Here is a 21,537-nt window from a genome sequence, read left to right on the forward strand (position 1 = left end):
TCCGGCAACTGGCTGGCAAATCAGTTCGATTAGCCCCTCTAGCTTTGCGTCCCATAGTTTCCTAATGGTTTGCCTTTTACTTTTTTTAAAACAACGGCGTAAACGATTTGTCGAAGATTGTCGTTGTTTGTAATGTCATAATAGCATTCCACATTCGTTTACAACAATGGTTAAATAATGTATGCACTACATGATCTTGGTAAAAGAGAGTACTTGACTGAGGACTTGCTATCTCCTAAGTGGCGGTTAAACAAAGAGTTATGCTGAGTTTCAGGAGCTGAGCTGTGTATGTTTTGCACAAATTACCAATAATATTCGAGAGGTGTTTTTTTTAAAAATTAGTAGTGGATATACATCACAGAATGAAGGAATACGAGATCGGGGTGATCTATTTTGTTTTTATTATTGTCAAATATCAAAAGTGATAATAATGAGCACGTGCTGATTGATAAATACGATTCATTTTCCTCTCGATTTAAAGGTTTGATGTTTCGTAAAATCCCCCTTGAAAATGAAGGAATTTGGATAATCCCTTGCAATTCAATTCATATGTTCTTTATGTTCATTTCCATTGATGTTGTTTTCATTAATAAAGATTTAAAAATTATAAAGGTATTTCCAAATGTTCAACCATGGACAATTATTCCCCCGGTAAAAGGGGCACACTCGGCTTTAGAACTGCCCATAGGAACAATAGAAAAATTTGAGTTAAAACCTTGTGACCAGGTTTGTTTACAACCCATGTAAGGACGAGGGGACATCACGGTCCCACCTCGCCGTGCCTTGTCCACTCGTCCCTCCCCGTCATTTAACTATTAGTAGACAATAAATTCAAGCCCCTATCAATATCCGTGAACTTCACACTTTATTTAAATACTCATTAATACTTCCCATTGATTATTCAAAATACTTTTTACTCCTCCTTCATTTAACGCATTTTGATGAATGTACCTTAGTACTATTTTATTGTCTTCGTTTTAAACACATCCACTTTTATACCTCTCCAGAAATAAACAAGGGACTTAGGTTATTTGTCCCAACCCACTCTACAATCCAATGGAACCGCCTGTCCCCTCGTCCCTCTGAAACTCCCAATTTATAAAACTTCCAATTTTTCACTACTAGGCAATTTCTATTAAATAATTATAATTAACCTTAGCGCTTCTTTTTAGCGTGTATCTCTTGTTTGTCCAACAGACAACAAACTTTTATCACATCTTGAAAGGAGTATTTATATGTTAATTAATAGAATAATAGTTTCTGCTATCATAGCTGCTTTTCTTAGTTTAGGAGTTTTCCAGTCTTCTTTCATTGTGCATGGACAAACAACAGAGGTGGAGGCTTCTAGTCTGTTTCGCCCTCTTCCATTTGAAGATACAGAATTAGGGAGAAATTCTCATGCATATTTAGGTAGAATTCAAGCCCCTACGGAACAAGAAAAAGAAAACTTTGTTAATCAAATTACGGAATACGGAATTCAGGCAAGCACACAATATGGAATACCGGCAAGTGCGATTATCGGTATGTCTATTATTGAAAGTGGTTATGGAACAACAAGAACAGCCCATTTTGCAAACAACCTTTTCGGCATTAAAGTGTGGGGATTTAACCCAGCTAATGCATGGCAGTTAAAAGGACAGCCTGATGAAGATTTTGATAGAGCTATACCTGTAATTGCAAACTACGGAACGGATCGCATCCTTTTTGATGAAACACAAAGAAGAGATAATTGGTATCGTAAATTCAATTCTTATGAGCATTCTGTTCAATTCTTAACTGGTACTCTATTAGTGAACCAGCGCTATGGTTTTGCAATCAAAAATTATCAAGATAGAATTGCAAACGGTTGGGTTGTGAAAGATGCGTCCAAGGAATATCTATATGAGATTGCAAACGCTGGATACAATCACTTAGGTGGAGATTATTATCGAAATGTCGTCGGTAAACTCATGGATCAATGGGATTTATACCGTCACGATGTAATCGAGCATGATAAAAAAGAGGATGAGACTCCGATCACAGGTGTGTATCACACCGTAGTTTCAGGTGATACATTATGGAGAATATCTCTTCAATATGGAACGACTGTGGACGCTATAAAATCTGCTAACAATTTAACCTCTGACATGTTATTTATCGGACAAGTTTTAACCATTCCTGTTAAACAACCTGTTTTAGAACCAATCGTTACGGAACCTGTTATACCAACAGAACCTGAACCAATAAAAGAAGAACCGGTTATTGTACCTCAACCTGTCGTTGTAGAAGAATTAATAGAAGAGCCAGTGGTTGAAAAAACAAGAGGAAATGGTAACAATAATGGCGGAAATAGTAATAGTGGCGCTAATGGTGGCGGTCCAAAGAAAAGGTAGTTCCATTTACCCTTTCTCCATCTCTTCCATATTGCCTAGTTAGAAAGAAGATAGCCTTTGTTGGGCTATCTTCTTTCTATTTTAGAGCCCAATTTGATCATTTGTACACCATAAAGTTATCAAATAGAACTGGAAATTCTACTCCATAGATTGCCACTTAAACTATATTTAAAATCGATGTTATGTACATAATTTATCTTTAAAACAGGTATTCTAATAATGATACAGCAAATCCACAATACAAATTAGTCTATGATATGAACGTTAATTCAATGGTCTCAGGTGGTGACAAGCATCCATGAAGAAGAGCGATTTAATTACAATCATTGAAAATATAAATGAAGCCCTCTATATAACTGCGTTAAATGAAAACATGGAAATGGACCATTTTACGGAGGTTAATAAAGCTGCCTGTGAACAACTCGGTTACAGCCGTGCTGAATTCCTTACCCTATCACCAATGGACATTATTGATCCCAATTACTTACAAGTCTTGGCCTATGGGAAGGAAAAGGAGGAATTTCTAGAAGGAAAAAAAGTAACTGTAGAATCGTACCATGTGTCGAAATACGGAAAGCAGATTCCTGTAGAGGTGAGCAGTCGCCTCATCACTTTGAGTGAGAATAGGCAATACGTCCTATCGACAGTGCGTGACATTACCACTCGAAAGAAAACGGAAAAGTTGCTCGAAACAACCCTCCAGCAGTTTCATTCCCTATTCAATTACAACCCAGATATCATTTTTATGTTAGATTCCATAGGGAAGTTTTCAAACATAAACACTGCAGGAGAAAAAAAAATAAAGTACTCCCTACAGGAGCTAATGAACATGAGGTACGAAGATCTGGTTTTTCCTGAGGATTTAGAAAAGACCATAAAAGAATTTAGGCAAGTAATACAAGGAAATACAACACAGTTTGAAGTAATTGTTTTTACTAAAGACCATCAAATGCTGAATTTAGATATTACAGCTGTGCCCGTTGTTATACAGAGGAAAATCTCCGGAGTCATTGGGATTGCGCGAGACATTACACTAGTAAAAGAAACAGCGAGAAACTTAAAAGAAAACGAACAACGCTACCGTTCCTTATTCGATTATAATATTGATGCTATCCTTAGTTTCGATTTAGATGGAAACTTTCAGTATATGAACCAAGCAACAGAACTACTTTCTGGGTATACTACTAAAGAATTGATAGGAAACTCCTTTTTACCAATCGTTGTGACAGAAGAAAAGGAAAAAATCTATGACCGGTTTTCCAAAGTAAAAGAAGGAAAGCCTCAACAATACGAAACAATTATCACTAATAAACAGGGAGAACGGGTATATCTTCACATTACCGCTATTCCCATTTATGTGGACCAAAAAATTACGGGTATCCATTGTATCGCTAAGGATATTACAGAGAAAAAGGCTATTGAGGCGAAAATACACCATATGGCCTTTCACGATTATTTAACAGGGCTACCAAACCAACGACTCTTCTATAAGGATATGAAGGAAAAAATAAAGAAAAGTCAAAAGGGAAATAACACCTTCTCCCTTCTCTTCCTCGATTTGGATCGTTTTAAATTTGTAAATGATTACTTAGGTCACAATTTAGGTGATTTATTATTACAGCAGGTTTCCTTACGTTTAAAGGAGACCGTCGAGGAAAATGGGAAGGTTTATCGCTACGGCGGGGATGAATTTATTATCCTTATCCATGAGAGTACGGAAACTGCCAGTCTAAAGCTTGCAGAAAAGCTGATTAAAAGGGTATCAGCTCCCTATAATTTAGAAGAATTTGAAGCAGTTGTTACGGCAAGTATCGGGGTCAGCTTTTATCCCACTCATGGAGAAGATGTGAACACACTTATTAAAAAAGCTGACAATGCCATGTATCATGCGAAAAGACAAGGAAAAAACAATTACCAGCAGTACAACGATAATATTCAGACCATTACCAATAATAATTTAAAAATGGAAACTTTGCTCCATCGTGCCCTCGAGAGAGATGAATTTCTCCTTGTCTATCAGCCACAAATCGATATTAAGACTAATACCATTTGTGGCGTGGAAGCATTGGTTCGATGGAATAGCAAGGAACAAGGTATGGTTTCACCAGGGGAGTTCATCACTATCGCCGAGGAAACAGGTCTCATCGTGCCTATTGGAGAGTGGGTTCTAAAAACGGCTTGCCTACAAAATAAAAAATGGCAAGACATGGGCCTCCCACCGATGGTAATTTCTGTAAATATATCCATTCGTCAATTTTACCACAGCAACTTCGTGGAGAAGCTCACGACCATTTTACAGGAGTCAAAGTTAGAGCCTAGATACTTGCAGCTAGAAATAACGGAATCCATAGCCATGGATGCAGAAGCAGCCGTTAACATTCTTAGGACCATTACCCATCTTGGCGTTCAAATTGCCATTGATGACTTTGGAAAAGGCTACAGTTCTTTAAATTACTTGAAACAGTTTCCTATCAACCATTTAAAAATCGACCAATCCTTCGTGAAAGACATCTATTCGGACAAAGGGATTATCTCCACCATTATTACACTAGGTCATAACTTAAATTTGAAAGTCATTGCAGAAGGAGTAGAAAAGTGTGAGCAGTGGGATCTCCTCGCAACTTCTGGTTGCGATATTTTACAAGGTTATTACATAAGCAAGCCACTCAACAGAGAAGATTTACCAGCATTTATTACCACCTACTATTACAAGCCGTCCTCCTAGTAAAAAGAAAAAAGGATTCTGATTGTGTGAGAATTAGGTTAATTTAAGAAAAATGATGGGTAAGACAAGAGTCAAATCACTGTCTCTCTGTCAGCGTGCTATGTTTCCTCTAACTCTTGGTACTAGCACAGAGCTGATAAATGGCAGGATGATTGGGTAAGAGTATGCCCTTTTTAGCAGCAAGTCCCGCAATTAAAATCGTTGTCTACGCAACTAATGACTTTGTTTTAATTATTTTTCTTGTTCAAAATAAGCGCACGTTAGTTTGTAGGTGTCACCAACCGGTGTATTTTTTGATCGGCCTGGCGCGGCAGTTCCTAAATTAAGAAGCACAAGATTTCCCACGCTTCCCCCTACGTTTTCTCAACTTTACCTATTAGTAAAGATTCTACTTCTGATACTGGTAATGGGGGGCTGAAGAAGTATCCTTGACCAAACTTACAACCATTTCCCACTAAAAATGCTACCTGCTCTTGTTCCTCTATCCCTTCCGCAACCAAGTCGAAATCTATATTCTCTCCCATCTGAACCATTGTTTTTACTAACGATGCTGTATTGGAATTAGTTAATATTTCATTAACAAAGGACTTATCTATTTTTACTAAATCAATAGGTAAATTATTTAACACACTTAATGAGGAATACCCTGTACCGAAATCATCTATGGCCACCTTTACGCCAACAGCTTTTAGTTCCTCAAGGATAGCATAGGTTCGGTTAATGTTTTGCATCACGCTTTCTGTAATTTCTAACCCTAAATACTTAGGGGGCATCTGACTTGCTGCTAATGCTATTTTTACTTTGTCCACAAAGTGACTGTCTTCAAATTGAATACTAGAAATGTTCACGTTCATCATAATCTTTATTCCGAGATCCTGCCAGATTTTATTTTGAATACATGCCTCTTCAAGAACCCATTTACCAATGGGAATAATCATGCCAATCTCCTCAGCAATGGGAATGAATTCGGTTGGTGGAATTCTCCCTAATTCTGGGTGATTCCAACGGAGCAGGGCCTCCACACCATATATATCCCCGGAGTTTAACACAACTTTCGGCTGATAGTGGAGCTCTAGCTCTTTGTTCACAAGGGCTCTTTTTAATCCTCGCTCCAATTTTATTTTTCTAGAAAGAATGGATTCATCTTCGTGAACATAAAACTGATAATTGTTTTTCCCCTGTCCCTTTGCCAAATACATGGCCTTATCAGCGTTTTTCATCAGTGTCTCTACATCTTCTCCATCCTTTGGAAAAACGCTGATACCAATGCTTGGAGAGATATAGAATTCGTCTTCATTTAATGTAAAGGGAAAAGAAAATAGCTCTAAAATCCTTTTCGCAGTTATACTTACTTCCCTCTCTTTAGTTTTTTCCACTAAAATAATAAATTCATCTCCCCCTTGGCGGGCAACCACGTCTCCTTCACGAACACACTTTACAAGTCTGGCACTAACTTGCATTAATAAATTATCCCCTGCTCCATGTCCCATCGTATCGTTCACAAATTTAAATCTATCTAAATCGATAAACATAACTCCAAGCTTTTCCTTATTCCGTTTACTTCTGGCCAGTCCTTTTTGCAGTTGTTGATGAAACATTAATCTGTTAGGCAACCCCGTTAACGCATCATGATTAGCAAGATGTTTTACTTTTTCTTCTGCTTCTTTTCGTTTCGTAATGTCTATAGCTACCCCGTGAAATCCAACTAACTCCTCACTATCGTTAAAAACAGGGGTACAACGGTCTTCAATCCATCTCATTTCACCATTATCTGGCCGGATGATTCTGTATTCTATTTGTCGATAGTGGCCACGAAGCAGGGCGTTAATATCAGCGGTAAGATTCTCATAGTCTTCTGGATAAATAACTTTTTTCAAAAAGGAAGCATTCCAAAGAAATTCCTCTTGAGGGACACCGAATACATTTATCGTACTTTTGGAGCTATAAATTGTGTTTAGATTGTTATCAGCCTTGTATATACATGCATTAATATTATCTAATATGGTTTGAAATTCACTTTTTGTCTCCTTCAAATCTAATTCCAGCATTTTTCTTTCAGTAATATCTAACACAAACCCATGGGACAGGATGAAATCTCCCTGTATATTATAGGTAGGGAAACATTTATCTAAAATCCAGCGTTGCTCCCCATCTGATCTAACGATTCGGTACTCCACCTCAAGCTCTTTTCCATATTTCATGGCGCGTTCCATTTGCAGGGAAATTTCTATGTCATCGGGATGAATATCCGCTTTCCATAAAGCTGGATTATTGGCAAATTCTTCTGCGGTATAACCATAGAGTCTTTCTACTCCCGATGAGATCCATGCTTCCCCGGTTTTTGGATTTACTGACCAAAAAAATATATCAACGCTATTAATTACATCATCTAATTCCTTTTTATTGGACTCTAAAGTTTTTTGGTAAAATTGAGCCTTATCATACTGTTTCCCTAACCACCAAACGAGGGGCTGAATTATTATGAGCAATATAAACGTCTCATAATGGTAATCTGAGGCCTTTCCCGTAATTAATAGGTATACAGTCCATCCTAATGTAATTAAAATCGTAGTTAATGAAGTTAATACTCTTCCTGTATATTTCAAAAAAACACCTCTTCTTAGAAACTCCTGAAAACATTTTTACCTCAGTTGCCGTGTTAGGTCTGAATTGATTGGTTGATTGCCACGTCTAGTACATTCTTATATTGCACCAATAGTTGTACGGTTAATTTTCCAATTATCTGCGTTTATTATTCCTTTCGACCAAAGCTATGGATTTATTTCGTTGTCTGCAATCGAACCTATCTTATAAGGATTAAAAATCCTGTATTATTTAATGTTTTGGAAGAAAACTAATACATATGTTCCAACATGGCTACCCAAATCATATTTAAAAAGGAGTTAATACAACATGAATTTTAGTAGGTTTGAGTTACAGAGACTCCAAAACAGTGAAAATGAATTTGCCCTTGTCCTTCACATGGATGATCAATGGACGGAGTTCGCTAGTGAACTTGGCAAAGAGCCTCAACAAAGACGCGACATTCTTTATTCCTCAAGGTTATTAATCGAAACTTATTATCCAAAAGCAAAGGTAACCGTTATTAAAGTGCTGGTCGGTGGTATGTTAATCACTTCGATCCCGTTCGCAACAAGCGCTAATACGGCAGAAGCTTCTGCAACAGGAACACAACAAGCATCTTCTATTCACTACAAAGTTGCTCCAGGGGATTCCTTATGGACTGTTTCAAGAGAATTTAATACGACGGTGGACAATATAAGAAAAGCGAATAAATTAACGACAGATACATTACAACTAAACCAACCCCTTATCATACCTAGAGTTTTTCACACGGTTAGAACAGGGGATTCTTTATCTGTCATTGCTCGAGATTACAATACTTCAGCTACATTCATAAGAGAAGCAAACAAGTTAACTTCTGATACAATTCGAGTTGGTCAAGTATTGGTTATCCCCGCCGTCATCGGACAAACAACTACAACACCACCTCCTAAAACGAATACTATAACGCCTTCTCCTTCAATATCAGTAACCTACACTGTTGTATCAGGAGATAGTTTAACTGTTATCGCACAACGATTCAGCACAACTGCCGCATCCATTCGAACCACTAATAACTTAACATCAGATGTAATCCGAGTGGGACAAACGTTAACCATTCCATCATCAGGAGAGGGAACTACTACTCCTTCGGCCCAGATTATCAATTCTGTTTATAGCGTAGTAGCGGGAGATAATTTGTCAGTAATCGCTCAGCGTTTCGGAACGACAGTGAATGCTATTCGAGAAGCAAATAGTTTGACGACAGATGTGTTACAAGTTGGACAACGTCTTGTCATTCCAAACGGTAATACAGATTTAGTTAAGTCAACTCCTGAACCAGATCGCACGCCTTCCACGTACACAGTTATTACAGGTGACAGTCTATCTATCATTGCAGAGAAATATGGAACAACAGTTGCAGCTCTAAGGAGTACCAACAATTTAACTTCTGATATCATTCGAGTTGGACAAACATTAACGATACCAACTGGTGCTACGACTGAAAATGGTAGTCCTGCTCTAGCTCCAACGGTTAGTTCTCATACAGTGGTTTCAGGAGATAGCCTTTGGGGAATTGCAAACCGATACGATACAACAGTTGATGCGTTACGAGTAGCAAATAATTTAAGTTCGGATACGCTTCGAATAGGCCAGCGACTTACTATCCCGACTAGTAACTCAAGTACCGTTCAACCAGTACCAACGGCACCAACCGAAGAACGAACAGCGTTTACTTATCGTGTCGTATCAGGAGATAATCTCTCAACCATCGCCCAACGCCATGGAGTAACGGTTGATGCTATTCGAACAGCTAATAATTTAAGAACGGATATCTTACAGATAGGGCAAACACTGAGCATTCCAAGTGGATTGAATGCTCCAACTAGTTCTACCGCACCAGCACCAACTCAGAATGGCTCTCTTGCTCCTGTAACAATTACAAATGTTCAACACACGATTCGTTCAGGCGACAACATGTGGAACTTAAGTCAACAATACGGAGTCCCTTATCAAGATTTACTGAGACATAACAATTTGACTGAAAGAAGTTTCTTAAGTGTTGGCCAGGTCATTCAAGTTCCCCAATACAACGTACCTGTTCGACCTGTTGTTTCTGCTAGGCATGGTGAGGTTTTAGATTGGTGGACAGAAGCAAGATACGTGTTTTCAACTGGAAAGGTCGCTACGATTACGGATTTTCAAACCGGTAGACAGTTTCAAGTTAAGCACACTATGGGAGGAAATCACGCTGACAGTGAACCTCTAACTGCGAGGGACGCTCAAATTATGCAAGAAATCTGGGGAGGGAATTATTCGTGGACTCCCCGTGCCATTATCGTTGAAGTGGACGGCAGAAAATTAGCAGCTGCGATGCACTCGATGCCACATGGAGATCAAGTCATCCGAGATAATAATTACAACGGTCACTTCTGTATTCACTTCCTCAACAGCCAAAGGCATAGCGATGGTCAAATCCAAGATTCTATGCAACGTCAAATTGAGATTGCAGCAGGAAGAATCATACGTTAGGCACGATTTTAGCCTTGCCTGAAAAGGATAACAACTTGAAAGGGTCAAAAGGGCTATAACAACTTAATTAGTTATAAATGTATTTTTACCGCCGAAGCACTATTAATCCATTTGGTAGAAAATGCAGCTATTTGCGACCTTCGAAATTTTTCACTTCGGACCGATAAGGCATAGTTTCAGCTGATTAATTGTTAATCCACATGTGGAAATACATCTTTTTTGGTCTATGAATGAACTTGAACAAAAAGTAAATCGGAAATCGTGCTGAATCAAAGAGAACATCCTCCATTGAACGAAATTTGAGGAAATCCTTGATTCAGAAAATGGTGAATTTGTTTTCTACCCTAAATCCAAAGGACAGACTTGGTCATTTCATGCTGTAGGAATGGCAAAATTTTTTGGATGAGAATATTGAACGTTTTTTTCCTTAACGTACAAGTGTTAAGTAAACCGCATTTTTACCTTATTTTGTTTAATTTCACTTACATGTAAAATTTGTTAAACTAACCCTTAAAGGAGGGTTGGCATGGGAAGGATATTAGCAACTAAACAAAATACTTTCAATAACATTAAGAAGAAAATTTACTTAGCAACAATTCCAATAATTATCCTTGCTACTATATCTGGATTACTACATGATTCAGTAGCTCCTATGCAATATTATAGTCTGCTTGCACTGGTAATTTGGCTAATTATTTTTTTAGGTGTTACCCTTTTTTTCAATCGCCTAATACCCTTATTTGAACTAATTACTTTTATTTTTTTGATTATCTATCATAATGTTAGATTTTACTTATTATTGTCAGACGGTATTTTCTTAACTGATTACAACGTGATAGACATATATGTTTTTTGGTATCCAATTTTTTATATCTTCATTTTTCTAATATTTAGACATACTAAGGCATTAATAGTGTCTTTTATCCTTTACGCTCTTTCCATTACCGTAGGAATTTTTGTCTATTCATTTTATTCTATAGAAAACATTGGAGATAACTTCACTCTAATACACCTATATTTGTCTAACCTTGTTATCATTGTTGCACTGTATGTCCTACTTAGTATTGTGGAGTCCTATAATAAATCCAGAGATTTTGAAAAAATGGCTTATACAGATTTACTAACCGAAATTTATAATCGAAGAAAACTATACGATTTAATTAATACTGAAATAAGTAATAAAAAGAATTTCCAAAATGGTTCCTCAGTCATTATTTTCGATATAGATAATTTTAAGAAGATAAATGACAAATATGGTCATATGGCTGGAGACCATGTGTTAATAGAGTTTTCAAGAATTGTCCAAAATATTGTAACTGATAACGAACACTTTGGAAGGTGGGGAGGAGAAGAGTTCTTAATCCTCTGTCCAAAGAAAGATAAAAATCAAGCAAAAGAATTAGCAGAAAAATTAAGAGAGAAAACGGAAAAACATCACTTTCAATATGTAAACACTGTGACAGCTAGTTTTGGCATTACACAATTTCAAAAAGGTGATAATATTTCATCTTTAATTAATCGCGCTGACTTAGCACTCTATACATCAAAACAAAATGGTAGAAATCAAGTAACAATATACGAAGATCCAGATTCCCATTAACACTTTTTTCAATTTAGAAAGAGCCGACTACTCATTGAGTGTGTCGGTTTTAGTGTTTTGAATATTGTTGAGATTAAAATGAATAGATACTTTCTTGAATTAGACAAAAGGCTGGAATTTTCTTGACAGCTTGCCGTTAAATTCTTCAGTCGAAGCAACTATTTGATCGAAATCTATGTAAAATAAGTCTATAGAGAATTATTATCTCTATGTAGAAGAAAGACGATTACATAAAGCATAATCGTCTCTTAATAGTTGTTTGGAAAAAGGTGCCTGCCCCCCAATACGGTGATACTTTACCGTGCCGGGGGTCAGGCACTTTAAATGACGAGATTACGCATTCTCATACATTGAGTAATCAATATATCCGGTTATTTTATCTAAAGCGCCTTCATACATTTCCTGTACCATCATACAATCTGGGTGTTGCTGCGGGAATACACAGTTTTCAGAAGGTAAAATTCCGTATCTGCTGGAGGTTACAAACCCTACTTTGTTGTAAAAATCCGGATTACCTTCTACTGTCACGGCACGATAGCCCTGCTTTCTGACTTCTTTCATCCCAAGCAGCAGCATCTCTTTTCCAATACCTCGTCTAAAATAGTTTGCGTTCACTGCCACCGGTGCCAGCATCACAATATCCGTTTTTACAATATCTTTATCATAATTACCTGCTTCAAATGTTCTTCCCAAGGGGAAATGAGAAAATAAAAAATGTCCGACAATACTCCCATCAAGCTCTGCAACAAATGACAGATCAGGAATGTAGTAGCGCCCAGCCCTTATTTCATTAATAAAAGCGATAATATTCGTGCCATCTGAGTACTCTGTGCCTTTTTGAAAGGATTCCATAACCAATGATGCAATGTCAGTATAGTCGCTATCCTTTTCCGGCCTGATAACAACTCCGTTCTCCCCCATATCCTCTACCTCTCTCCCGTTTATTGAAGCTCTCTTTAACTAATTTTACCATATTAATAATAGATAGCCTCTTCCCGACCGCAATATTGTAGAAATAGTTGGTCTCTATCTACCTAATTAGAAAGTTTTTCTATTTCAAACAACCTCGCAGTAAATCTATTTTTCATAGAAACAGATAGTTCCCCATTCGCTTTATTCCAACGCCAAGCTGAATTACCGTTTCGAGGATATGCTAGATCTACCTTGACATCCTCTCCCATCAAATCCTTTAATGGGATCGAGATAACATGACTATCACTATTCATTCTCCAAACCGCCAAATAATATTTATTTTCGAATACAAGCCCAACTGAATTCCAGCCGGAATAAAAAGATGGCATACCTAAAGGCCATAGGGATTTGGATTTAGGAATGTGTTCGCGAATGGTTTTATAATAACTAATAGCTTCTGAAACGAGTTTAAATCTGTCTTCTGAAATTTCAGCCAAATGTCCACTTTGATGAATCCGTAAGAGAATAGCATTAATCATGTTAAAAATCACTTCTTCCTCATCGCCATCTTGAAGTGGATACGACCAAACAGCACATTGTTCAGGGGTAACTAATGAAGAGGAAGCGGCAGCAATCACACCATTTTTCACATATTCAGTTTGATCACTTGTTGATTGAATACTATGTCTGCTTAAAAGGGCATAATCCATTCTCATTCCGCCACTGCCACAGTTTTCAATAATTAAATCTGGATACTTCATAAATAGTTCATCAAGCCATTTCAGATATGCTCTATTATGTTCTAACAATCCATCACCAAAACTATCAGAGTTCCTTTCCGTTCCGACGCCCGCGTTTATATTATAGTCCATCTTAATATATCCAACACCATAGTCAGAAACTAAGCGGTCTATTACCTTATTAGCAAAATCTATTACATCAGGATTCCTAAAATCCAACTGATATCTCGAGTGATCTATTACCCTTTTTCCATGCCGAAGAAAAAACCAATCATCAGGAACCTTGGAAGCTATATTAGAGTTAATACCCATAACCTCTATTTCGAGCCATAACCCTGGAATCATCCCTTTGTGTCGGATATAATCCATTACTTCGTGAATACCATTAGGAAAGCGTACTTTTGAAGGTAGCCATTCCCCTACACCATCCCACCATTCTCCATCCGAATACCACCCAGAATCAATACAATAGATTTCACAACCAGCCCGAGCTGCTGCATCGATTAGTGGAAGAATTTTTTCCGTCGTAGGATCGCCGAACAGGCAATTCATATAATCATTGAAAATAACAGGTAGAGTTTCGTTGTCTTTATTCGCACGACGAATTCTTCGTCGATATTGATTTATTGCGTTTACACTTTCTTCTAACCCTCCCTCAACCACTCCAATTGCAACAGGTACTGTTTCAAAACTTTCTTCAGGATGAAGAGACTTCCACCATTGATTTTCCGCTTCTGTAGGTCCGCTTAACTGTAAATATAATAACTCCTTCCTATCACTGATTTCCCAGTGCCATGATCCATGATGTTCAATTTGCCAAACTAAACTTGTTCCTACTTCTTTATTTTCAAACACTGCCATTGGGGCATACTCAGATGTTGACCATGTCCCCGTACTACTGTAAGCGATTCGTTTCATTGAAAACTCATTAACGGAATGAAATCCTAATTCCGGTAATGTATATTCTTTCCACTGCGCTTCACCAAACCATGTATTATGGGGTATATGAAGTCTAACTTTATCATCACGTGTACTTAATCCTTCTTTATCAATACCGGTTAATGCAAACGAGGATATATACTCTAACCCTAATGGCTTCGAGCCAGAATTTGTAACTACTGACCAACTTCTGATCATTGGAACTTTGTCAAAAAATTGTATATGGTAAGTCACATCCAGGTTAGTTAATTCGTCAATAAGGTAAATCTCTATCTTCCGCCCTTGGTCATTCCGTCCATCAGACCAATTAGAAAATGTTAATCGGTTACCTGGATTAGTACCAGTATGTTTTGATCCATGATGATCATTTTGATTTTCACCTGATAAGTGAAGTTCGATTAGTCTAAATTTACTCCTTTTATTATCATTCCATTCTTTCTCTTCTATAAAAGGTTGAGTTCCAAAATGTAACAGTCTAATATCTTTATCACTACTAATCTCCATTACTAAATATAGCTCGTTTTCATAAATGGTAATTCGCTCTGTCATGAGTTCCACTCCCAATTTATCCTTTTACTGCTCCAGCGGTCCATCGTCTGTCACTCGTCCCTGTTCCTTAAATACCAACGTATATAAATTAGTAGACATATTATTATCAAAAAAATAGCTGACTCCGTACGAAAACACAGAAGTCAGCTAGAATGGATGGTTTACAATACATAAATGGACAAGTGGATTCCATATTCTTTATAAAATTTTGGAACCGCTTCTCTCATTGGTTATCAATCCATCTGATTAAAGATGATCCCATTCCACCTGTATTTTTTTCTGCTTTCCTTTAATGTAAATTTTAACTAACCTAAACTTACTGCACTTTCTCTAATTATTAGTTTTGATGGAAATAACACATTTACCGGAATTTCCCTACCTTCAAAGCGGTCTAATAGCATATTCACCGCATACCTCCCCATTTCTTCTGTGTAAACCCTAACGGTAGTTAGCGACGGTTGAGTATACTGTGCTATATCAATGTCATTAAAGCTGACGATACTAATATCACTAGGTACATTTAACCCATCTTCATGAATGGCACGTATTGCACCAATGGCCATAGCGTCACTTGCAATAAAAAAAGCGGTTGGTATTGATTCTTTTTGCAATACATTTTTCATACTTTCATAACCATCATTAATGAGAAAGCCTTCTGATAAATGTACATGATCAGGGTTATAAAGATTATTTTCGTTCATCGTTTCCTGGAAAACATTTTTTCTTGGATTTGCTATTTCAGGACCTGATTGCCCACGATGCTCAATACCACCTATATAACCAATTTGCTGATGCCCTAATGAAAACAAATAGTTTAGTGCATTTTGGGTTGCATTGTAGTAATCAATTCCAACACTATCGAATTCACCATTATTGGAAAGATTATTTATATAAACAATATACGAACCGAACAACTCATATAACTCTCTTTCCTCATTTTCATCTGGTCCACCAACAAATATGACACCATCTAATTCCCTTAGTTCATTTTCGTCACCTATCTTGCCATCGCCAAGATGAATGATTTTTCGAATAGAGATTCCTTTACGATTACATTCCTTTTCAATCCCTTTACGTATGGACATAAAATAAATATCTTCCCACTCATATTGTTGAGAACAATACATTAAAATACCAATATTTTTTTTCACTTTCTGGTTTACTCGTTGTGATTTTCTTTTTCTAATCGGTACATATTCCAGTTGTTTTGCTAAGTCCAATATTCGCTGACGTGTTTCCGTTGATACGCTCATATTCTTATCGTTGTTAAGAACCCTTGAAACGGTAGCGGTAGAAACCTTTGCAGCTTTTGCAATATCGTTTATGGTCACCATCCAGCACACCTCATTATTTAGTAAACTTTACTTAATAGTATCATGTAGGTAAAAAGAATTAAATAATAATTTCCAATATATCCAAATGTTCTACATTTTCTTTGTTTCTTATCATAAATTTACTGTTTTTTTAAGAGAAACTCTACATCACATATAAGAACACGTTTATGGTATAATTTACTTAAAATTCTCTAGGGAGAAATGTAAATGAAGACCAAATTTACTAATTCCGCGCGATATAAATGTTTAGAATATTTGAAAAAAAATTCTTATGATTTATACCTGTGTTATTGTGGAATAGAAGAATGCGATCCCAATCACTCTTATGGCCCAATAAGTCGTAATGAGTATTTATTACATTACGTTATTAAAGGGAAAGGTATATTTAAAGCAGATGGAAAGACTTATCATATTGGTGAAAATGAGGCTTTCTTAATCTACCCTTCCGAAACTACATATTATGAGGCAGACAAATATGACCCGTGGACATATTTGTGGATTGGATTTGACGGTATAAAAGCAGAAACGTCTTTAATAAACGCTTCCTTTACTGAAGAAAATCGTGTCAGTAAATTTGACTGTGGTGAAACCTTAATACACTATGTAAATGGAATGTTAAATGCGAGCAAACTTACGTATTCCAATGAACTTAAACGAGAAGGTTATCTCTTTATGTTTCTTTCTGCTCTAATACAAGAAAAGACGGATAAGAAAAGTAACTCTCAAAATCCCGAAGTCTATGATTATCCTTTTCATGTTTATGTTGAGCACGCTCTTGATTTTATCTCTCATAATTATGAGAGAAACATAAAAGTTATTGATATAGCAGATTATATTGGAATCAATCGAAGTTACTTAACTACTATTTTCAAGAAAAGCTTAAAAGAATCTCCACAAGAATATTTAGTTAAATATAGACTTGAAAAGGCATGTACTCTCTTGAAAACAACAGACTTACTAGTTAATGAAATTGCTGCAAATGTCGGTTATCACAACGCATTAACCTTTTCTAAGGTTTTTAAAAGTTATTATAAGATGAGCCCAAAGACGTACCGGAAACAACATCAGGATCCCGTATTTTCGAACGATAAATCCCAAAAAATTGATGTAGAACAATAATAACGCGTTCTACATCAATTTTGGGTTTTCAGTTTTAGTTCAATGCCTCAATCTCTTTTAGAACAAATATGGCAGAAGAGAAATCACCGGCGTTTGCACAAAAATCTTTATCCTCAATAATAATCCCTACTTGCATTAGTTCATCTCCATAGTGGATACGGCTAGGATTCCCATTCAAACTATATTGTTTGTTAGGATCTAAACCTTGTAGTTTTAGACGTTTCCAACTGTCGTTAGGTACATTTAACACTTTATAGTACCCAACGATTGCCTTTGACTTGTCTTCGGCAACAACACTCCAGGCGGTTACTTGCCCTTCAAAAGGGCTTAAATGTCGGTAGAAGGTGCCATTCATTAACAGTTCTCTATGGGACTTATAAAATTCTATTTGATCTTTCACTTTTTCTTTTTCTTCAACTGATAATGTATTCAAGTCCATCTCATACCCAAAAGCACCAAAATAGGCCACATTTGCTCTCGTTTCGATTGGGGTTATTCTACCAACTTGATGATTTGGAACTGCAGACACGTGTGCTCCCATACTACTTACGGGGTAAACAAAAGAAGTACCATATTGTATTTTTAAACGTTCAACCGCATCCGTATCATCACTAGTCCATCCTTGTGGAGCGTAATATAGTATACCTGGATCAAACCTTGCTCCACCACTCGAGCATGATTCAAACAAAATATATGGAAACCTTGCAATTAACCTTTCATATAAAGAATACACACCAAGTACATATTTATGAAATGTCTTCCCTTGATCCTCCGCTGTTTTATCATTTGAAAAACACTCTGTGATATATCTGTTCATATCCCATTTCACATAAGAAATTTTTGATTCACTTAAGACTTTTTCCATTAATCCATAGATATAATCAACCACTTCTTTTCTCGAAAAATCTAATACATATTGATTACGAGAAGGAGACGAACGTCGGTTCGGAGTCGAAATAATCCAATCTGGGTGGTTACGGTATAAGTCACTATCCTTGTTTACCATCTCCGGTTCAAACCATAGACCAAATTTTAATCCCATCTCATCTACTTTATTCGCTAGTCCAGTAATACCTTCTGGTAGTTTATTAAAATTGGTTACATACCAGTCTCCTAATCCAGCTTTATCATGGTTACGACTCCCAAACCAACCATCATCCAACACAAATAGTTCCGCACCTAATTCTTTTCCTGCACTAGCTATACTTAGAATTTTCTCCACTGTAAAATCCATTTCTGTCGCTTCCCAATTATTAATTACCGTTGGTCTCGGTTTTTCACGCCAATAGCCTCGAGCTAACCTTGAACGATATAAGTTATGAAAAGACTGGCTCATTTTGTTTAATCCTTGCGAAGAATACACCATTACCACTTCAGGTGTTTGGAATTCTTCCCCATCCTCTAGAGGCCATTCAAAGGTATCTGGATGTATACCTATAAGAACTCTCGTTCGATCAAATGTATCCACCTCTACTTGTTCCAAATGATTACCGCTATAAATAAAACTGAATCCATAAACTTCACCATTGGTTTCGTCAGTATTAGGCCTTTTTAAAGCAATGAAAGGATTATGATCTGCGCTACTTGTTCCCGTCATGCTGTGAATTCCTTGAGTACCTTGTTCTAATTTTCTCACTTTCACATGTCGTTCTCTACTCCACGCTCCTGCTAGGTGCACCATTTCAAAATCACTGTCTGGTAAGTCCACTGCGGCACTCATTGTTCTCGTAAGAATGACTTTACTGTTCCCTTTATGAATAAATCTTGTATTTCTAGTAATAACCGGCCTGTTTTCATAGATGCTATAGCTAAGAACTATTTCTGTATTAATTAGGCTATCATACAAGGTAATTTCAAGTGTTGTTGCTTCCGTTTGCTCCTCTACATATGTTGCCGGTAAACCATCTAGCTTTTTCTTCCCCGCAAATATTTTATGGGAGTGATATTCAAAATTGGTTACTCTGCTTCCATTTTCTTGTTTAATTTCAAATGCAGGATACCTAAAATCGGTAGTCCCATACGATGGATATTCTTGCTTTGTATGTTGAAGTGATAATTTGTAGTCATTCTCGAATACATATGCGCTCAAGGGTTTTAGGTCTCCTTGTAGCAGATGTGCAAAAGTATTTCGATCACGTAATCTCTTTCCATAATACAAATTTCCAAGTTGATTGTTTTCTAAGATTTTTATGATATAACTAACTTCATTGTTATAAATATGAAACTCTTTCGATTCTTCATGAAATACTATAGCCATAGTTTACCTCCTGTCTTGAATCGTTCCTGTATAGATTTAGAGTTTGCCGCCAGATGTGGAAATACCTTCGATAAATTTTCTTTGGAATACTAAATACACCGCTAACATTGGCCAAATAGCAAGTACAGCAGCAGCCATTAGTTGAGGATAATGAATGGAATAAGCCCCCTGAATTCTGGCTAATGCTGATGCTAAAACTGCTGAATTAGGTTCAGAATTAATGATAAGAGGCCACATTAAATCTTTAAATGCGAATAAAGCAGTAAAAATACCAAGTGCAATTAATCCTGATCTCACTAATGGAAGCATAATATGTAAAAATATTTGTCCAATATTTGCTCCATCTAATATCGCTGCCTCTTCTAGTTCTTTTGGAAGTTGCATAAAAAACTGCCTTAATAAAAATGTCCCAAATGCACTGACGAGACCTGGAAAAACGAGAGCGAATATGGTGTTTCTCATTCCTAGGGCATCCACCATTAAATATTGTGGAATGATAAATATTTGTACAGGGACCATCATTTGAAATAGAACCAAACCAAAAAAGAAATCTCTACCTGGAAAGGTTAGTCTGGCAAAAGCGAACGCTGCCATTGCACTAAACATGACACCACAAACAACTCGCCAAAACATCATCGCTAACGTATTATAATATAGCCTAATAAAATTATTCTGTTCTAATACGGTAGCAAAGTTCTCCCATCTCCACTCACTGGGAAAGAAGACAAATGGATTCATTGATGTGGATTCTGTTACCGTTTTAAAAGCAGTTAATACCATCCATATAAAAGGGAAAACCATTATAAATGCTCCGATAATCAAAAACGTGTGGATAGCAATACTTTTATATAATTTTTTCCGTGTTGAATTCATGATCAATCACCTTCTTCATCTATAATTAACCCATTTTTTCTGTGCTTTCATTTGTAATACGGTAATGATCATAATTATGGCTAGAAGTAACATAACAATAGCTGAACCATATCCTCTTTCACCATATTTAAATGAATTATTGTAGAATAAATAAACTAAAGAAACGGTGTTGTCATATGCCGGGCTTGCAACATCAATCATCATATAAATAAAATCAAATACTTGCATTGATTGAATTATCGTTGTTACTGTTATAAAGAATAACGTCGGGGAAAGAAGTGGTATCGTTATATGGAAGAATTTAGATACTGGGCCGGCACCGTCAATAACGGAAGCTTCATAGTAGTCTTTTGGTATTTCTTGTAATCCGGCAAGCATAAGGACAACATTGTACCCAATAATACTCCAAATTCCTATAATTACTATAGATATAAGGGCTACATTAGGATTATTAATCCAATCCACCCGTCCAAGCCCAAGCCAATCCATCAAGTAGTTTAGTAAACCAAATTCTCTGTTGTACAACCACTTCCAGACCATCGTTACTGCAGCTGGAGCGGCAATCATTGGGATAAAATAAATAGTACGATAGGTAGTTCTCGCAAAAATTTTTTCATTTAAAAGTACAGCAATAACAAGAGATATTGAAATAGAAATAGGAATTACAAGACCCGTATATAGTAAAGTATTAGCTGTCGCACGCCACACCTGTGCATCGTTAAACAGCCTTACATAGTTATCAAATCCTATGAATACATTCCCCCGACCAAAAGCCCCTGTTCTAAAAAAACTTAAGTACATGGTCTGAATAATCGGTATTAAATTTAGTATTATAAGACCAACAATTGTAGGAGCAATGAAAAACCATCCCCAAAACCATTCGTTCACTTGCCTTTTTGTTGGTTTTCGCTTTGAAATACTATAGTTGAACATTTACTCATCTCCTACTTATAAAAAAAATGGTATAATATCATTTTTCTAATGCCCATGGATGGAAAATTTTAATATCATTGTTATTAC

14 protein-coding genes and 1 riboswitch are annotated in these 21,537 nt (G+C 36.6%); of the genes, 7 read left to right on the forward strand and 7 right to left on the reverse strand.

The features are described from left to right. Positions 1-84, reverse strand: a riboswitch (cyclic di-GMP riboswitch). Between the two features lie 309 nt (positions 85-393). The 3 genes from KS419_RS07555 (at position 394) to KS419_RS07565 (ending at position 5,097) form a co-directional block, all read left to right on the forward strand. Next, complete coding sequence (locus KS419_RS07555; RefSeq protein WP_217065542.1) at positions 394-747, forward strand: DUF192 domain-containing protein; 354 nt, start codon at positions 394-396, stop codon at positions 745-747. Between the two features lie 488 nt (positions 748-1,235). After that, positions 1,236-2,372 (forward strand): glucosaminidase domain and LysM peptidoglycan-binding domain-containing protein, encoded by a 1,137-nt coding sequence (locus tag KS419_RS25620; protein WP_217065545.1) that lies wholly within the window; start codon positions 1,236-1,238, stop codon positions 2,370-2,372. Between the two features lie 298 nt (positions 2,373-2,670). Next, positions 2,671-5,097, forward strand: a complete 2,427-nt coding sequence (locus tag KS419_RS07565; protein WP_217065547.1) for a sensor domain-containing protein — start codon at positions 2,671-2,673, stop codon at positions 5,095-5,097. A gap of 353 nt (positions 5,098-5,450) precedes the next feature. Here the strand turns inward: KS419_RS07565 and KS419_RS07570 are convergent, their stop codons facing one another. Then, positions 5,451-7,703: a bifunctional diguanylate cyclase/phosphodiesterase gene (locus tag KS419_RS07570; RefSeq protein ID WP_217065549.1), complete on the reverse strand. Its 2,253-nt coding sequence runs from the start codon at positions 7,701-7,703 to the stop codon at positions 5,451-5,453. Between the two features lie 307 nt (positions 7,704-8,010). Between KS419_RS07570 and KS419_RS25165 the strand changes: the two genes are divergently transcribed. The 3 genes from KS419_RS25165 (at position 8,011) to KS419_RS07585 (ending at position 11,794) form a co-directional block, all read left to right on the forward strand. Next, positions 8,011-10,194: a muramidase family protein gene (locus tag KS419_RS25165; protein ID WP_217065550.1), complete on the forward strand. Its 2,184-nt coding sequence runs from the start codon at positions 8,011-8,013 to the stop codon at positions 10,192-10,194. Positions 10,195-10,501: 307 nt separating this feature from the next. After that, a complete protein-coding gene (locus KS419_RS25170; protein ID WP_343215037.1) occupies positions 10,502-10,600 on the forward strand; it encodes a DUF771 domain-containing protein in 99 nt (32 codons plus the stop codon). Between the two features lie 120 nt (positions 10,601-10,720). Next, on the forward strand, positions 10,721-11,794 hold the full coding sequence (locus tag KS419_RS07585) for a GGDEF domain-containing protein (RefSeq protein WP_217065552.1): 1,074 nt from the start codon (positions 10,721-10,723) through the stop codon (positions 11,792-11,794). A gap of 333 nt (positions 11,795-12,127) precedes the next feature. On the opposite strand, the gene KS419_RS07590 is transcribed toward KS419_RS07585, so the two are convergent. The 3 genes from KS419_RS07590 to KS419_RS07600 all read right to left on the reverse strand — a co-directional run bounded on the left by KS419_RS07590 (position 12,128) and on the right by KS419_RS07600 (position 16,265). Then, positions 12,128-12,715 (reverse strand): GNAT family N-acetyltransferase, encoded by a 588-nt coding sequence (locus tag KS419_RS07590; protein WP_217065554.1) that lies wholly within the window; start codon positions 12,713-12,715, stop codon positions 12,128-12,130. 113 nt (positions 12,716-12,828) lie between these two features. Further along, the gene (locus KS419_RS07595; RefSeq protein WP_246593706.1) at positions 12,829-14,934 is read right to left on the reverse strand and encodes a glycoside hydrolase family 36 protein; all 2,106 of its coding nucleotides are present in this window, start codon (positions 14,932-14,934) and stop codon (positions 12,829-12,831) included. 305 nt (positions 14,935-15,239) lie between these two features. Then, positions 15,240-16,265 (reverse strand): LacI family DNA-binding transcriptional regulator, encoded by a 1,026-nt coding sequence (locus KS419_RS07600; protein ID WP_217065556.1) that lies wholly within the window; start codon positions 16,263-16,265, stop codon positions 15,240-15,242. 210 nt (positions 16,266-16,475) lie between these two features. On the opposite strand from KS419_RS07600, the gene KS419_RS07605 reads away from it, so the two are divergent. Continuing rightward, on the forward strand, positions 16,476-17,387 hold the full coding sequence (locus KS419_RS07605; protein WP_217065558.1) for an AraC family transcriptional regulator: 912 nt from the start codon (positions 16,476-16,478) through the stop codon (positions 17,385-17,387). Positions 17,388-17,421: 34 nt separating this feature from the next. Here the strand turns inward: KS419_RS07605 and KS419_RS07610 are convergent, their stop codons facing one another. From KS419_RS07610 to KS419_RS07620, 3 genes are read right to left on the reverse strand one after another with little or no spacing between them, the layout of a single operon-like run. After that, the gene (locus tag KS419_RS07610; protein ID WP_217065560.1) at positions 17,422-19,644 is read right to left on the reverse strand and encodes an alpha-galactosidase; all 2,223 of its coding nucleotides are present in this window, start codon (positions 19,642-19,644) and stop codon (positions 17,422-17,424) included. Positions 19,645-19,680: 36 nt separating this feature from the next. Further along, entirely contained in the window at positions 19,681-20,517 is an 837-nt protein-coding gene (locus tag KS419_RS07615; RefSeq protein WP_217065562.1) for a carbohydrate ABC transporter permease, read from the reverse strand. A 15-nt stretch (positions 20,518-20,532) separates the two neighbouring features. Further along, positions 20,533-21,450, reverse strand: coding sequence for a carbohydrate ABC transporter permease (locus KS419_RS07620; protein ID WP_217065563.1), 918 nt, complete (start codon positions 21,448-21,450; stop codon positions 20,533-20,535). Positions 21,451-21,537: the final 87 nt, after the last annotated feature.

The organism is Evansella tamaricis (assembly GCF_019042215.1).
Classification (GTDB): Bacteria; Bacillota; Bacilli; order Bacillales; family Salisediminibacteriaceae; genus Evansella; species Evansella tamaricis.